The sequence below is a fragment of the Thermoleptolyngbya sp. PKUAC-SCTB121 genome, assembly GCF_016919485.1.
Lineage (GTDB): Bacteria > Cyanobacteriota > Cyanobacteriia > Elainellales > Elainellaceae > Thermoleptolyngbya > Thermoleptolyngbya sichuanensis.
On the sequence record NZ_CP070366.1, the window covers coordinates 4053727 to 4069468 of the forward strand.

Below are 15742 nucleotides of genomic sequence, written 5' to 3' on the forward strand. Positions count from 1 at the left end.
TGCGAGTTACGCTTGCGAGTCGCCCTCATGCAGGAGCCAGTCTACTGTCTTCACTACCAGCCGCGCCGAACCGAGGAAAAACGCTGTATTGAGCGTGTCGGGGGTGTCGCTGGGCTGGTGATAGTGGGGATTGCGGAAGTTGGCGGTGTCGGTGAGCAGCACTGCGCTGATGCCCGCTTTCCAGAAGGGGGTGTGGTCGCTGCGGAGGAGGTCGGGAGTGAGGTCGCCCAGCAGCGGCACGGCCAGGCTGAGGACGGGGGGGACGGCGGCAGACGGGGTATCGGCAATCTGGTGAAACGCCTGGATGAGCGGGGGGCGATGCCCGTAGGGATTGTGTTGCAAATCGCCAAGCACCGCCAGAAAATTGCCCCGATCCGTCGGTGGGGCGATCGGCAGCATCGCCGGATAGGACTGGCAGCCCGCCACGTCGCAGCCATAGCCGATCATGTCCATCACCACCGCGCCCCGCACCCCCTGCCGCCGCGCCGCCTCCGCCACAAACGCCTCGCTGCCCTCCAGCCCCGCCTCTTCCCGGTCAAACAGCACCAGTTCCAGGCGGGCGGGCGCGTCCTGCGGGTCGAGCAGCCGGGCCGCTTCCAGCACGGTTGCTACAGCCGTCGCATTGTCGTCGGCTCCGGGGGAATTCTTTACCGTGTCGTAGTGGGCCGCCAGCAGCAGTTTGGGACGATCCGGCGGCGCGTCTGGGCGGGTGGCGATCAGGTTCTCTCCAGCGATTTCGCCTGCGCCGAAGGGCTGACGCGCTACCTGCCAGCCCGCTGCGGTCAGCGATCGCTCGATATATTCTGCTGCTCGCTGGCGATCGCCCGCTTCGTATCGCACAAAGCTGAGCGCCTGCACATCTCTCAAGAGCCGTTCGGGGTTGATGTCAGGCGTAGACAGGGCTGGTCGCAAAGCGATGGGCTGTGGGCGGGAGTGCGATTCCCCCAGAAACCCCGCTGGCAGCAGCCCCGCTACTAGCCCTACCAGCAGCGCGATCGCCAGCCACAGCCCCACCCAACGCCGTCGAATTCGCATGGTGAACGGTTCAGCGTTTTGCAAAATGAATCCCCAATCATCCTAGCGCCATTGCCGGGCCTTGGGAAATCGCGGCAGTCTTGGGCAAAACCCGCAGAATTCCTGGCCCGATTGCGGGCGATCGCTGCCATGATGGAGCAAAGCGTTTCGCAACTCCGCGCCACCCTATCATGAGAGACCGCATCGAACAGCTTGTAGAAAATTTGGGACGCACCATCGTCGGCAAATCGGAGGCGATTCGGCTGGTGCTGGTGGCGCTGTTTTCGGGCGGCCACGCGCTGCTGGAGGACGTGCCGGGGGTGGGCAAAACGCTGCTAGCCAAGTCCCTGGCGCGATCGATCGACGGCCAGTTTCAGCGGCTGCAATGCACGCCCGACCTGCTGCCGTCGGATGTCACCGGGACGAATATCTGGAATCCCCGCAGCGGCGAGTTTGTGTTTATGCCGGGGCCCGTGTTTGCCAACGTGGTGCTGGCCGACGAAATTAACCGCGCCACGCCCCGCACCCAGTCTGCTCTGCTAGAAGTGATGGAAGAACAGCAGGTGACGGTGGATGGCGTGTCGCGCCGCGTGCCCACGCCCTTCTTTGTCATCGCCACGCAAAACCCGGTGGAATATCAGGGCACCTTCCCGCTGCCCGAAGCCCAGATGGATCGCTTTGCCCTCTCGCTGAGCCTGGGCTATCCGACGGAGCTAGAAGAATTGCAGATGTTGCAGCGGCTAGATGGTGGTAGTGTGCCCACCGAAGCGCTGCGCCCCTGCCTGTCGCTAGAGGAGGTGCAGGCGCTACGACAGAAGTGTGCGGCGGTGCATGTAGAGCCGCATTTACAGCAGTATATGCTGAGCTTGGTGCGGGCGACGCGGCAGGATGAGGAGATTTTGCTGGGCGTGAGTCCACGGGGGACGGTGGCGCTGCATCGGGCCGTGCAAGCGATCGCCTTTTTGGAAGGACGCGACTACGCCATCCCCGACGACGTGAAGTATCTGGCCCCGTTCGTGCTGGCTCATCGCCTGATTCCCGCAGGCGGACGCAAAGCACGGCTAATCGTCGATCGTCTGCTGCACACGGTGGCGATTCCGTAGCAGCGATAAGGGGAGGGTTGGAATGGTGGAGGGAGGAAGAAGGAGAAATGAAGAACGAAGAACGAAGAGGGAAGAGGGAAGAGGGAAGAGGGAAGAACGAAGAGGGAAGAGGGAAGAACGAAGAGGGAAGAGGGAAGAGGGAAGAGGGAAGAGGGAAGGGGTTCTGGTTTTCGGTTTTCGATCTTTCCGTCCCTTTCGCCTGTCACCCAAATCACCCCGTCACCCAAATCTCCCTACCAGTGCGCCCAAGGGTGCCGATTCCGGCTAGATTGATGTTAAGGAATATTTTCTTTTTGGTTTTTCCGTTTCATCCTCTGAATCTGCACTGAAGGAGTCCGTTGTGCCGTACTACTACTCAAGCGCTCCGTATTTTTTGTTTGTGGCGGGGCTGTTGGCGGGGCTGGCATCGGGTGCGGCCTTTTCGGCAACCCTCAAGCAGCAAGTCAACGAATGGGACAAAAACCGCTCGACCCGCACGCTGGCAAATATGCAGGGGCCGCAGCTTTTGGTGCCGTTTTTAGGAATTTCCGGCGGCGTGTGCTTCTTTCTGGCGGCGGGGCTGGAAATTTTTGGGTTTCCCACCAAGTTGGCCTACGCGGTTGCCATTCCGCTGACGGTTCTGACTGGACTGCTGGTGTGGACTCAACTGGCACGACTGCTGGAGCAACTGGAGCGTGGCGGCTCTAAGGCGCTCGATCTGGACTCTTTTGGCTAAAGTGAAGGAGTGGCTAAAGATCGTATCTCGACCTCTACGCCAAACCTCTATTCCTTAACCCCTAAACATGGTCTACCTCTACTGGATTCTTGTTGCGGTGATGCTGGTGGGCGTGATCGGTTCCATTGCGCCTGCGATTCCGGGAATTGGGCTGATTGCGCTGGCGATCGCCGTTTGGGGACTTGTCAATGGATTTACCGGCCTGGGCATTCCCCTGACGGTGGCAGTGGTGTGCCTACTGGTGGGCACGGGGGTCGATTTTCTGGCCACCTACTTGGGCGCGAAAAAAGCTGGCGCTAGCAAGTGGGGGCAAATTGGTGCAGTGGTGGGGCTGCTGCTGGGCTTGTTTGGGCTGCTGCCTGCGCTCCCCTTTGGTGGCCCGTTTTTGGGGCTGATTATCGGGCCGATTGTGGGCGCAATTTTGGGTGAGCTTCTGTTTCGCAGAAACCTGAGGCTGGCGATTAAGGCCGGTTTGGGGATTGTGGTGGGGTCGCTGATTGGGCGGCTGATGCAGTTCATTCTGGCGATCGCCACCTTTGCGGTTTTCCTGTGGACGACGCTGCCCACTGTGACAGCAGTTCCGGGCGCTGCCTGATCTTGGCTATTGGTTAGAAGAGAGTCCTGATATTGGTTGGAAGAAATACAGCGTGTGCCTCTAGGGTTCGCGCCGCACTTCTTCGACTTGGCTGACGGACAGAATCAGCGTCATGGGTCGTCCCAACTCTCGGCTCACAAATTCTTCCAGCAGTTCCACCTGGCGCGGGGTGACAGGTTCTCGGCTCCTCACCGTCAGCCGTACCTCTGGCGGCTGAGTATACCAGTTGATGTCGCTATCGACCAATTGCACGCGCTGAAAGGTTTCTGTGCGCGTCAGCAGCGCCCGTTTTAGGGCGGTCTCAAGCTGGTTTTGCTGCACCATTTGCACAAAGCTGACCCCCAGCGGAATCAGCAACAGCCCGGTAAAGGTGAAGGCCCACAGCAAAGCTCTTTGCGCCTGTTCGATAGGCGTATAGCCCGCTAGCAAAAAGGTCAACATGCAGGACAGCGTAATCCCCAACAGGTTGGTGAGATAGAGCAGCGTCGCCCCCAGGCTGAGATGCCAGTCGCCCTGGGAGAGGCCTAGCCCAATCACGCAAACGGGCGGCATGAGTGCGACGGCGATCGCCGTTCCGGGCAGCGAGGCCGACACTTTGGGATTGATCTTGGCGTAGCCGCTCACCCCGCCAGCCGCCACGGCCACCCCCAGATCCAGCAGGTTGGGGCTGGAGCGGGCCAGCACCTCGCTGCCGAAGCTGGCAATGCCCACAACGCGCCCCAATAGCCAGGCGATCGCCATGGCCAGCAGCGTTCCCAGCAAAACCGACGCAGCCGCTCGCCGCACCAGCAGAATGTTCCCCTCCAGCGCCCCAAAGGCCAGCGCCCGAATTGGTGACATCAGGGGAGCGATAATCATTGCGCCGATGATCACAGCCGCGCTGTTGGACAGCAGCCCAAAGGTGGCGATCGCGCAGGATGTGACGACCAGCACCAAGTAGGGCGTATCCGCAACGGACTCGCTCAGCATGTCGCTGTGCAGGCGCTCCAGTTCCGAGAGGTTGATCCGCCCCCGCTGGAGCGTTTTCACCGTCTCCCAAAAGTTCGCCATGAATAGCGCTATCCGTCTTCGCCTCATCGTTCCTCCTCCCTGCTGAGCGATGCAAGCAGATGGTCATCCCCGTTCAGGAGACGCAAGTCCTTTCAGACGCAAGTTTTAGAAGCAAGTCCTTTCAGACGTAGCCTGCCGCATCGCAGATATTACGCTTACAGGGACTATCATTTCAGATGATGGAGCCAGATGATAACAGGACTTACGCACTTGCGATAAGCTCCTTGGGTTTTGGACAATTTCTCGCGGGCTGCGCCCGCGAGAAATTGTCCAACCGCGTAAGTCCTAGATAAATCAACTTCGCTACAGTCGGGCGGCTCTTACGGCGGCCCCGATCAGCCCGACCTGAGGATTCAGCACTACATGCACCGGGACTTGCTCCAGCAGGGGACTCATGCGCCCCTTGTCAAGAAACGCCTCCATAAAGCCGCCCGCCTTTAGCACGTCCAGGTTTTTGGCCGCGATGCCGCCTGCGATGTAGAGGCCGCCAAAGGGCAGTAGCTTCAGCGCTAGGTTGCCTGCTTCGGCTCCATAGGACGAGGCAAAGAGGGTCATGGTCTGCTGGCAGAGGCGATCGCCCGCATGAGCGCCCAGGGAAATCACCGCGCCCGGATCGACGGATTTTTCTGCCTTGCCCGCCTCGCGCTCCCAGGTGAGGATTTTTGCGCCGATGTCGGGTGACTCTTCGGCAAGCTGGCGATCGCGCAAAAACTGATAAATTGACACAATCCCCTGCCCCGACACAATGCGCTCGGCCGAGAGGCGATTGATGCTGAGCTTGTCTAGCAAATATTTCAGCAGTTGAAATTCCAGTTCTGAACGGGGCGCAAAATCAGCGTGTCCCCCCTCCGACGGGTAGACGTAATACACGCCCCCTTGAGGAATCAAGAAGCCCTGACCTAGCCCTGTGCCTGCGCCAATGACGGCGATGGGGGCATTGGGCTGGGGCTTGCCGACCTGGAGCGTGTAATAGTCGTCTTCACCCAGGCCTAAAATGCCGTAGCCGACGGCTTCAAAATCGTTGATCAGGCTGATATTGGGAATGTTGAGTTCGCGGCTGAGGCGATCGCCCTCCAGGGTCCAGGAGAGATTGGTCAGCACGGAGGTATTGTTGACCACGGGGCCGGCGATCGCAAAGCAGGCTTTCTCGATTCCAGGAGCGCAGCCCATGCAGCTTTCTGCATCTGCCAGAAACGCCCGCACCATCGGCACCAGGTCGAGATATTCCGCACTGACATAGCGCATCTCATGGAGCGTTTGCAGCTTAATCGGGCCGTCGTCGCTGTGGACTTCTGCCAGCCGCAGAATGGTCTTGGTGCCGCCGATGTCGCCTGCCAAAAGTCGAGTCATGATGCGATGTCATCCACAAATAGGGGGTCTAGAACGGGCTGGGGGGCTTCGTCCGCGTCGTCGTCCTCAACGTCCTCAAAATCATCGACATCGACATTGTAGGCGGGATTGTAGTCGGGTTCCAACTCGGCTGCCGCCGCTGCCCAAATTCCTTCGGAATCTTCATCGTACTCGTCGTATTCATCATCCTCTTCAGATACTGCGGCAGGGGCGATCGCCCGGTTGGCCACCGTGCCGATAATGGGCAGGTGAAATTCCTCCAGCTTTTTCAGCACCTCTTTGGTCTTGGAATAGGCCGTCTGGCGCACTGCCAGCACCAGCAAGATGCCGTCTGCCTGGGCCGCCAAGAAGTTGGCATCCACCGTGCTGCCCAGGTTGGGCGTGTCGTACAGGATCAGGTCAAACTGGGCATCAAACGCCGCCATCAGGTCTTTCATCTGGGGCGAGGCCAGCATTTTGGTCGTGCCGGGGGGCGTTTGCCCTGCGGTGAGGATGCACAGATGCTCCAGGCTGGGGCACTCTTGGATGGCATCTTCGGGATAGACTTTTTGCGCCAGCAGTTCACTCAGCCCGCATTCATTCGGCAAGTTCAGAATGCTGTGCAGCTTGGGCGATCGCAGGTTAGCATCCACCAGCAGCACGCGCTGCCCCGCCGCCGCCGCCGTCTGCGCCAGGTGGAGGGCAGTGGTGGTCTTGCCGTCGCCCGCTGCAGGAGAGCAAACGACGAGCGATCGCACCAGGTTGTTGGGGTTCAGGAACCGCAGGCTGGCGTAGAAATTGTTCACCGCGTCCAGAAACGGGAAGGCATCCTCGCTCAGTTCCCCACTGCTGGGCGCAATGCTAAGCAGGCTGCCGCAGGGGTCGGCCGTGGCGCAGGCCGGCAGCACCCCCAGCAGAGGCACGGGCACGGCATCTTTCACATCTTCTGCGCCGAAAAAGATGTTTTGCCGCTTTTCAATCAGCACTGCCGTTCCCAGTCCCAATGCCAGCCCAGCCACCATGCCCATCATCAGCTTCTTGCGAGAGCTATTCGGATCGGGAATGGCAGCGCCGCTAGGATCACGAGGCAGCATGGGTTCTGAGATTAGTTCCCACGGCACTTGCGTCTGGGCGGCTTCTACTCGCAGCGTCTCGCGCTGCCCCAGCAGTTGATCCAGCGTGCGGGTGGCCACGCCCAGCTCGCGCTGAATCTCGGCATACCGACGGGCGATCGCCGGAAACTGCTGCACCTGGCGCGAAACCTCTGCCTGTCGCCGCGCCAAAAACTGATCCCGCATCTGCAACACCTGCATCTCGTTCGCCGTCGTGATCAGTTGTTGAATCAGCCCCAGCCGCAGCGAGTCTTGATAGGTCAGCGAATCCGCCTTGCGGGCAAGCTGTGGTCCCAAAATGCGATTGGCCTGCTGCCCCAGCACGGTCGTCAAATTGGCCTGCCGCTGTCGCAATCGCTGAATAATCGGGCTTTCGTCGGTAAAGCGACTCGACTCCAGCGCAATCTGGCTGTCGATTTCATTGATGCTGCTGAGCAACTGCTGATAGCGCGGATCCTGGCTGAGGGCCGAAGCGGCGATCGCCTCATTGGGCGACAGACCCAACTGCCGTTGCAGCGTGTTATAAAGCACGCGCTGTTCTTGAATCTGCTGCTGGGTTGCGACTTGCTGCTCCGTCACCGTCTGGAGTTGCGAAAAGATTTGCCCCCCCTGCGAAGATGGATCGATGAGTTCGTAGGATTGCTGCAATTCCTGGAGTTGTTTTTCTAGCTCAGCCACCCGCCGTTGCAGGCTAGGAAGCTGATCTTCGATGAACTTCACCCCCTCACTAATGCGAGACTTGCGATCCTCCAGGCTATAGCGCAGATACTTACTCGCCAGCTCATTCAGCACCATCTGCACCAGTTCCGCATCAGAGCCAGAGTAGCCCACCTGCAAAATCTTCGTTTCCGTTGTGCGAGTATTGCCAATTCGCCCCAGCTCCAACCCCTGGATGAGCTGAGAGTAAGTAAACGCTGGGTACTTCGCCTGAACCTTTTCATACACCTCTTCCAGCACCTTGGGACTCCGCAAAATTTGCAGTTGCGTCGGATAGTCCAGGCTGAAAATGTCCCGACTGGGCACACCGCCCGCAGAACGGGTCAACGCCGTTGGCTCGGCAATCCGCGCCTCCGAGGTCACAGGCTCCACCAGCAGTTGAAAGTTGCCGCGATAGGTGGGCAGATCAGAGGCAGTGGATAACCAGGCGGCGATTGACAATGCCCCCGTCATTCCTCCAATGATCAAGATCTTCCGCTTCACCATGCGGATCAGTCCGCCGATTGGCAGTCCGCCCTTTTTCGGAGCGCTGGCTTCTCCAGGCTCATCGAGGGCTTGCATATCCAAATCCTGATCCATAGTTTTCTCGCTGTGATGTCTCTCGCAATGCGGGGTCATCCATTTGCCTATGGAAACCGCTAGGGCTTAAAGGCTGATAGGAACCCCTGAATTTTTTGCTTAGAACCTTGAGAATCCGCGCTTAAATTTCAGGTTGAACGCCCCACTCTGAAAGGCGTTTTTTGAAAGGCGTTTTTTGAAAAGCGGCTCTAGAATGCACCCCCAACCGAACCAGCCATGCGTCTTCGCCAGAAATTGCCCAAACCCTGAGCCATTTGGGTAGCTCCCCTCTGCTCTAGGGGTTCCGAGGAGACGGGGCCAGGAGATTGCCCAGCCCATCAAACACGCGAAAAATGGAAAACACGCCGTTGAGCGGGCTGAGCAGCGTATTTAGAAAATCAGAGGTAGATGCGAGGGACGATCGCCCGACTACGATAATGTCGTTACTGCGAAGCGGCGGATTGGTGGCATCGTTCAGGCTGGCCGCAAAATCAATCTCTACATCGCGCTTCGTCACGGTTCCGTCGGGATTTAGCCGGATCAGGCTGACTTCGCTCTGGCGGGCCCGCTGTCGATTGAACCCGCCCGCCGCCATGATGGCCTGATTCAGCGAGACATTCGGCGGCAGCGCAATAGTGCCCGGTCGCATCACCTCGCCCACGATGTTGACGTTAATCGTAGCGGGGGAAAAGCTGGCGGCGGCAATCTGGGCGGATTCTGCCGGGTCGATAGTGTCGGCCTGAGGAATGACCACCGTATCACCATCTTGCAGCGCAATATCTTGAGAAATGTCGCCGGCCTGCAAGAATCGCCACAGATCAACCGTAATGCTCTGCTCTCCGCTGGGCGTGGGGCGGCGTACCTCGATAGCCCGCACGTTGGCCAATTGGGTGATGCCACCTGCCGCCTGGATGGCGGTGCTGACGGTTTGCTTTTGGGAGGTTGCGCCCGTTGCTGGGTTGACGGTGTAAATTCCAGGGCGATTCACCTGACCGATAATCCCAATCCGCATGGGCCGGGGAGCCAGCAGCGTCACGGTAATCAGCGGATCGTCGATATAGCGGGCGTAGCGCTGAGCTAGGGTGTTGGCGGCCTGCTCCAGCGTCATGTTCTGCACCGATACATTGCCAATCCAGGGCAGGTTTAGAGAGCCATCCGACAGAATGGTGTACTGCCCATTCTGCCCGCTGAATTCTGGCACGTCGAAAATATCAATGCGAATCGCGTCGCCTGCGCCCAGGATGTAGGTATCGCGGCCTTGGGCGGCGGGTAGGGGCTGTTGGAGGGCGAAGGGCGAGTCCGTTTGGGGTGTGGCGGGCAGGAGCGGCATCAAGGGCTGCAACCCCGGTTGGGGCGAGGGTTGTCCCTGCGCTGGGGCGTTTGTCATCGGCGCAGCAGGAGAGGTCGGGGTTGCTGTCCATCCTGTCGAAGACGTGCCTGTCGAAGACGTTTGCGCGGCAACAGGGAGGGCAGTGGCGCTAATGACGGACAGGGCAATAGTGCTAATGAAAACTGTTAATGCCGTATTAACACGGATATTGTTGCGGTGGGCGATTGGACGGACACGCTGCGGCACAGGAGGGCAGAGAGCGTCGGGAAGATGAGTCGCAACAGTCTGGATTGGGGGTGTCATAGACGCTGATTTTTAAGTGAGACGCATCTTTGCGATCGGTGCAGTTTGAATTGGGCTTAGGTGAATGAGCGGGTTTTCAATTTTGGTGCTGTTCGGTGCTGGATTCGACTCTGGTAAAGGCAGAGCGGGCGATCGCACGCTGCGTTGATTCAGAAACTCTGGCTTTAGAATGCCCAACTGCTGGCTCTCAGTAACGCCCGCAAGTCTAGTCAAAATTGCGGAGATTGCCAGGATTTGCTTCGGCTTTGATGCATCTTGGCGTGCTTAAAACCGGGACGATATTGCCCCTCAATCCGGTTTCAGTCCAGCCGTTGGAAGTTTCTGCAACGCATACTTGGCGTGGCAAATGTTACCACCTCATCCCGGATGGGCACACTGGATTGGGGCGCAGCCTCAGCCCGCCCCTAGCACATCACCCCTGCAAAAGCAGCCATGACGATTGCGTATCTGGTGAATCAATATCCCAAGGTCAGCCACAGCTTTATCCGGCGAGAGATCCTGGCGCTGGAGGCGGCTGGCACGCCCGTTGCTCGCTTTTCGGTGCGCTCCTGTAGCGGCGAACTGGTCGATCCTGGTGACCAGGCAGAGCTACACAAAACTCAGGTGATCTTGTCGCGGGGTGTTTCTGGCTTGCTGACCGGATTAATTCAAACGGCGTTGGCTCACCCCGGACAGTTTCTAAAAGCACTTGCCTTTACGCTAAAGATTAGTCGTCGGGGTCAGCGCGGGCTGGCTCATCATCTGGCTTACCTAGCAGAAGCCTGCATTTTGCGACGCGAGTTTGAGATCCAGGGAATTACGCATGTCCATGCTCATTTTGGTACGAACTCCACAACCGTAGCCATGTTGTGTCACGCGCTGGGCGGGCCGACCTATAGCTTTACGGTGCATGGCCCCGAAGAATTTGACCGACCAGAGGCGCTGCTGCTACCCGAAAAGATCCGGCGGGCGGCAGCGGTAGTGGCGATCAGCGCCTTTGGCAAAAGTCAGCTCATGCGCTGGTGTGAGGCTGCCGACTGGCGCAAGATTCAGGTGGTTCACTGCGGCGTAGATGAAGAATTTCTCACTCAGGCGGCGACCCCGGTTCCCGAAACGCAGCGGTTGGTCTGCGTGGGGCGACTGAGTGAGCAAAAGGGACACCTGCTGTTGCTGGAGGCGATCGCCCCCCTGGCGGCCGAGGGTATTCCCTTCAAGCTCGTGCTGGTGGGCGATGGCGAACTGCGTCCCCAGGTAGAGGCGGCCATTGCTCAGTATGGTCTGGAGTCTTACGTCGAGATTACGGGCTGGGCCAGCAGCGCAGAGGTGCGGCAGCAGCTTCAGACTGCCCGTGCGCTGGTGCTGCCCAGCTTTGCAGAAGGGCTGCCCGTCGTGCTGATGGAGGCGCTGGCGCTGGCGCGTCCGGTTGTCAGTACCTACGTAGCGGGGATTCCCGAACTGGTGGAGCCGGGGCGATCGGGCTGGCTGGTGCCGCCGGGTGCGGTAGAAGACCTGACGGCGGCGCTACGGGAGGTGCTGCAAGCAGACACAAAGACGCTCAGCGCGATGGGACATCATGGGCGATCGCGCGTGGTTCAGCAGCACAACGCCGCCACCGAAGCTCGTAAGCTGGCCGCCCTATTCCAGCAGATTGAAGCCGAAGCGCGATTGTCTGAGGCGATCGCCCTACCTGACCTGTCCCAACCGATCCCCGAAGGCTAGGCATTGCCTGTGGTTGCTCCTATGCTGTCTGCCCCAACCTCATCTGCTGCCTTCGCTCAACAGCATCTAGCCTGCTTGGAACGCGACCAAACGTCTCTCTGCCCCTTCTCATGGAATTCGCATGGCCTCTTCTGCCTCTCTCAACCGACTAGCCCTCAGCGGCGTGATCTGGACTATTGCAGGCTACGGAGCCAGCCAGGTCATGCGCTTTGGCGGCAACCTGATCCTGACGCGGCTGCTGTTGCCGGAATATTTCGGACTGATGGCGCTGGTGAATATTCCCATCATCGGGCTGCAACTGTTTTCCGATGTGGGCATCATTCCCAGCATTGTGCAAAACAAGCGCGGCGACGAACCCGCGTTTTACAACACGGCCTGGACGCTGCAAATTGTTCGGGGCTTTGGGCTATGGCTGTTTTGTCTGGCGATCGCTTATCCCACGGCCCAGTTCTACAACGAGCCGCGCCTGCTCTGGCTAATTCCCGTCGTCGGGCTGACCACGATTCTCAATGGGTTTGAGTCCACCGCCGTTGCCACCCTGCGTCGCCACGTTGACCTCGCCAAAACCATCAAATTTGACGCGCTAATGCAGGCGGCCTCCCTAATTTTCATGATTATCTGGGCCGGATTCAGCCCGACGATCTGGGCGCTGGTGGGCGGCAACCTGGTGGCGGCAGCCCTGCGAACGGCTCGAAGCTTCTGGCTGATTCCGGGCTATCGCAACCAACTGTGCTGGGACAAAGACTCGCTGCGAGATCTCTTTAGTTTTGGCCGCTGGATCTTTATCTCTACCGCGCTGACCTTTCTGGCAACCCAGGCTGATCGTCTGATTCTGGGTAAATACATCTCCATCACCATGCTGGGGATTTACACCATTGCCTTTACCCTGTCGGACATTCCCCGGCAGGTGATTGGTGCATTGGGAACCAAGGTGATTTTTCCCGTGGTGTCGCGCACGGCAGATCTGCCCCGGCCTGAACTGCGGGCCAAGATTTTGAAAAAGCGCTGGCTGCTGCTGATGGGGTCGGCGCTGCTGCTGTCGGGCGTGGTGGGCTTTGGCGATTTATTCATCCTGACGCTGTATGACAACCGCTATCGGGATGCCGCGTGGATGGTGCCTGTGATGTCCTTTGGGCTATGGCACACGCTGCTGTATAGCACCATGAACCCCTGCCTGCTGAGCGTGGGCAAATCAGTTTACGGCGCTTGGGGTAATCTGCTGCGGTTTGGGGCGATCGCCCTTGGGATTCCCTATGGGTTTGATGCGGCGGGGCTATGGGGTGGCGTGCTGGCCATCACCTTTAGCGATTTGCCGATGTATGGCGTGGTGCTATACGGACTGGAAAAAGAGCGGCTGGGCTGCTGGCGGCAGGATGTGCAGGCGACGGCCGTGTTTTTGGGACTGCTGGCGGCGGTGCTGGGGCTGCGGCTGGCGCTGGGTTGGGGGCTGCCTGCCTTTGGCGGATCGGTGTAAATCCTGAGGAGCGATCGCCATGAGTCCAACAGTTGCCCTGGTGATGTACGGCTGGATTCCCATCGTGCTGTACCTGTTCACGCGCTATTCCCCCCCGCGGGCCGTCATCATCAGTTTTGTAATCGCGTGGCTATTCCTGCCGCAGGCGGCCATCGTGCTGCCCAGCATTCCCGACTACACCAAAATGTCGGCGACTTGCTATGGCATTTTGCTGGCAGTGTTTGTGTTCGACTCAGGACGATTTAGCACCTTCAAACCCGGCTGGATCGACGGACTGATGGCGCTGTATTGCATCAGTCCATTTGTCTCGTCAATGGCCAATGGGCTGGGGGCCTACGACGGCGTTTCCAGCAGCCTGGAGCAGGTCGTGAGTTGGGGGCTACCCTACTTTTTTGGGCGATTGTACCTGAGTAACCTGGCGGGCATGAAGCACTTGGCGATCGCCATCTTTGCGGGTGGCCTAACCTATATTCCCTTCACCCTCTACGAATCGCGCTTTAGCCCCCAACTTCACCGGATGGTCTACGGCTATCACGCCCGCGCCGACTTTTCTCAAACCATGCGGATGGGCGGCTATCGCCCTACGGTGTTTATGTCCCACGGGCTAGCGGTGGGAGCCTGGATGATGGCGGCGGCGCTAGTGGGCATCTGGCTCTGGAAAAGCGGCGTGCTGAAAAAGTATTGGGATCAGCCGATGAAAACGCTGGTGCCCGTCATGGTGGTCAGCTTTCTCAACTGCCGATCGACGGGAGCCTACCTACTGCTGGTGTTTGGCCTGATCATCCTATTTCTGGGCAGCAAGCTGAAAACCTACATTCCGCTCATCTTCCTGGTCGTGTTCATCGGCACGTACCTCTACATGGGCGCAACGGGCTACATCACGCCCGATCGCCGCGACAGCATCGAAGAATTTGTCACCAAGACGCTGAATGCGGAACGCGCTCAATCGCTGATCTTCCGGTTGGAAAACGAGGAACTGCTGAGCGAGAAAGCCCGCCAGCGGCCTGTGTTTGGCTGGGGCGGCTGGGGGCGGGCCCGCGTCTACGATGACTACGGCAAAGACATTTCTGTGACGGACAGCCTGTGGATCATTGCCTTTGGGAATCAGGGCGCGTTTGGGCTGATCACGCTGTTCAGCACCATGATCGTCCCGTCGTTTCTGCTGTGCGTCAGTCGCTACCCGCCAAAAGTTTGGGCCCACCCGCTGGCGGCTCCTGCGGTCTGCGTGGCAGTCGTCACGATTCTGTTTGCGCTGGACTGTGTGCTAAACGCCATGCCCAATCCCATTTTTACTCTCTCTAGCGGCGGCATTGCGGGGCTGGTGCTGAAACCGGAGCCGCTGCGAAAACGAGTGCCCAAACGCAAACCCGCGGGGCGATCGCTCCCACGTCGAAGGCAGAGCATACCGCTCGCTTCACCCTAGATTTGGGAACGCTAATTGAAAGACTTGCGATGTGCTGCGACTCACTTTTTTGCTGCTCTTGAGGTTATTTTCATGCAAAAGATGATGCCATCATCTCTGCGCGTTTTGTACGCGGCTGGGCCCGGTAACGTGATTGGTACGTATCAGCACTGGAGCCAGCAAAAAGATGACCCATCGCAGGTGTCTGTGACGTACTCCGGACAGTTCTTTGAAGTCTGTCGCGAACTCAATGCGAATGCTTATGTGATTTCTTCGTGTCGAGATAAACGAACGCTTCGGGATGGCGCATTTATCCTAGAACATCGACCCATTCCCTTTCGGAAGGCAACGGGGCTGCTCTACCACGCAGGGCAGATTTGGTATGGGCTGCGGCTGGCGATTACAGCTGTGCGGTTCCGCGCTGATGTGGCGGTTGTGGCTGATGGCACCACCCACTGGTTTATGCTGTCGCTGCTGCCCCGGCTGGGGGTGCAGGTAATCCCATCGCTGCACTGTGTCCTGTGGCGCAAGTTTTTGCCCATGCGAAAACTTGAAAAGACCGCGCTCAGGTGGGGAAAACGCTTGTTTCAGCGGGATTGTCGCGCAATTTTGGCGATTTCTGATGATATCGCTGAGCAGGTCGCCATGATCACCCATCGTCAGCATCGCACCATCTCCATCTTTACCCCTGTTTATCGGCGGGAACAGTTTGCCCTGCTGAAGCCGCCTGACGAAGCGCGATCGCCCTTCCGCGTGCTGTTTGCGGGACGCATCGAGCCAGAAAAGGGCGTGTTTGACCTGCTGGACATCGCCAAGCAAACGCGCAGCCTCAGCCCCAATATCGTATTCGACCTGTGCGGCGATGGCTCGGCGCTGGATGCCCTGAGACAGGCAGCGGCCACAGCGGGATTGGCGGATTCCTTTATCTGCCACGGCCACTGCGACCAGTCCGCTATGCGGCGGCGCTACGAAGCATCCCATGCCGTCATCGTGCCCACCCGCACCGACTTTGTGGAGGGCTTTAACAAAGTGGTGGTGGAAGGGGTGCTGGCGGGTCGTCCGGTGGTCACGTCCGCTGCCTGCCCTGCCCTGTCTGCTGTGCGCGAGGCGGTGGTCGAAGTGCCGCCAAACGATATCGCAGCCTACGCCGAGGCGCTGGTGACGCTGATGGGCGATCGCGCTTTCTATCAGCAAAAGCAGCAAGCCTGCCTCAAGCTGCAAGACCGTTTCTATGACCCCAAGCGCGGCTGGGCTGCCCGATTGAAAACGCTGCTGCTGACTTGCAAATCGCAAAACTATGGTGCGAGTGCGCTGCAACCCGAATATCGCGAAACCTGACCGC

At 59.0% G+C, this 15742-nt stretch carries 12 protein-coding genes; 7 read left to right on the forward strand and 5 right to left on the reverse strand.

Features of this window, described 5'->3' with window-relative positions; all coding sequences use genetic code 11:
* Positions 1 to 6: 6 nt before the first annotated feature.
* Positions 7 to 1035 (reverse strand): M28 family peptidase, encoded by a 1029-nt coding sequence (locus JTM80_RS16605; RefSeq protein ID WP_172356408.1) that lies wholly within the window; start codon positions 1033 to 1035, stop codon positions 7 to 9.
* 170 nt (positions 1036 to 1205) lie between these two features.
* On the opposite strand from JTM80_RS16605, the gene JTM80_RS16610 reads away from it, so the two are divergent.
* From JTM80_RS16610 to JTM80_RS16620, 3 genes are all read left to right on the forward strand, one after another.
* Positions 1206 to 2117, forward strand: coding sequence for a MoxR family ATPase (locus tag JTM80_RS16610; protein WP_172356404.1), 912 nt, complete (start codon positions 1206 to 1208; stop codon positions 2115 to 2117).
* A gap of 340 nt (positions 2118 to 2457) precedes the next feature.
* The gene (locus JTM80_RS16615; protein ID WP_172356402.1) at positions 2458 to 2832 is read left to right on the forward strand and encodes a hypothetical protein; all 375 of its coding nucleotides are present in this window, start codon (positions 2458 to 2460) and stop codon (positions 2830 to 2832) included.
* Positions 2833 to 2899: 67 nt separating this feature from the next.
* A complete protein-coding gene (locus tag JTM80_RS16620; RefSeq protein ID WP_172356400.1) occupies positions 2900 to 3427 on the forward strand; it encodes a DUF456 domain-containing protein in 528 nt (175 codons plus the stop codon).
* Between the two features lie 60 nt (positions 3428 to 3487).
* On the opposite strand, the gene JTM80_RS16625 is transcribed toward JTM80_RS16620, so the two are convergent.
* The 4 genes from JTM80_RS16625 to JTM80_RS16640 form a co-directional block, all read right to left on the reverse strand.
* Complete coding sequence (locus tag JTM80_RS16625) at positions 3488 to 4477, reverse strand: DUF389 domain-containing protein (protein WP_172358940.1); 990 nt, start codon at positions 4475 to 4477, stop codon at positions 3488 to 3490.
* 303 nt (positions 4478 to 4780) lie between these two features.
* Positions 4781 to 5827, reverse strand: coding sequence for a glucokinase (locus JTM80_RS16630; protein ID WP_172356398.1), 1047 nt, complete (start codon positions 5825 to 5827; stop codon positions 4781 to 4783).
* The gene (locus JTM80_RS16635; RefSeq protein ID WP_172356396.1) at positions 5824 to 8214 is read right to left on the reverse strand and encodes a tyrosine-protein kinase domain-containing protein; all 2391 of its coding nucleotides are present in this window, start codon (positions 8212 to 8214) and stop codon (positions 5824 to 5826) included. The genes JTM80_RS16630 and JTM80_RS16635 overlap by 4 nt, the downstream gene beginning before the upstream one ends.
* A 274-nt stretch (positions 8215 to 8488) precedes the next feature.
* On the reverse strand, positions 8489 to 9826 hold the full coding sequence (locus JTM80_RS16640; RefSeq protein ID WP_172356394.1) for a polysaccharide biosynthesis/export family protein: 1338 nt from the start codon (positions 9824 to 9826) through the stop codon (positions 8489 to 8491).
* A gap of 432 nt (positions 9827 to 10258) precedes the next feature.
* Between JTM80_RS16640 and JTM80_RS16645 the strand changes: the two genes are divergently transcribed.
* From JTM80_RS16645 to JTM80_RS16660, 4 genes are all read left to right on the forward strand, one after another.
* Positions 10259 to 11524, forward strand: a complete 1266-nt coding sequence (locus tag JTM80_RS16645) for a glycosyltransferase (protein WP_172356392.1) — start codon at positions 10259 to 10261, stop codon at positions 11522 to 11524.
* 121 nt (positions 11525 to 11645) lie between these two features.
* Positions 11646 to 12998, forward strand: a complete 1353-nt coding sequence (locus JTM80_RS16650; protein ID WP_172356390.1) for an oligosaccharide flippase family protein — start codon at positions 11646 to 11648, stop codon at positions 12996 to 12998.
* A gap of 19 nt (positions 12999 to 13017) precedes the next feature.
* Positions 13018 to 14421: an O-antigen ligase domain-containing protein gene (locus JTM80_RS16655; protein ID WP_172356388.1), complete on the forward strand. Its 1404-nt coding sequence runs from the start codon at positions 13018 to 13020 to the stop codon at positions 14419 to 14421.
* A gap of 72 nt (positions 14422 to 14493) precedes the next feature.
* Positions 14494 to 15738, forward strand: coding sequence for a glycosyltransferase family 4 protein (locus tag JTM80_RS16660; RefSeq protein ID WP_205369872.1), 1245 nt, complete (start codon positions 14494 to 14496; stop codon positions 15736 to 15738).
* Positions 15739 to 15742: the final 4 nt, after the last annotated feature.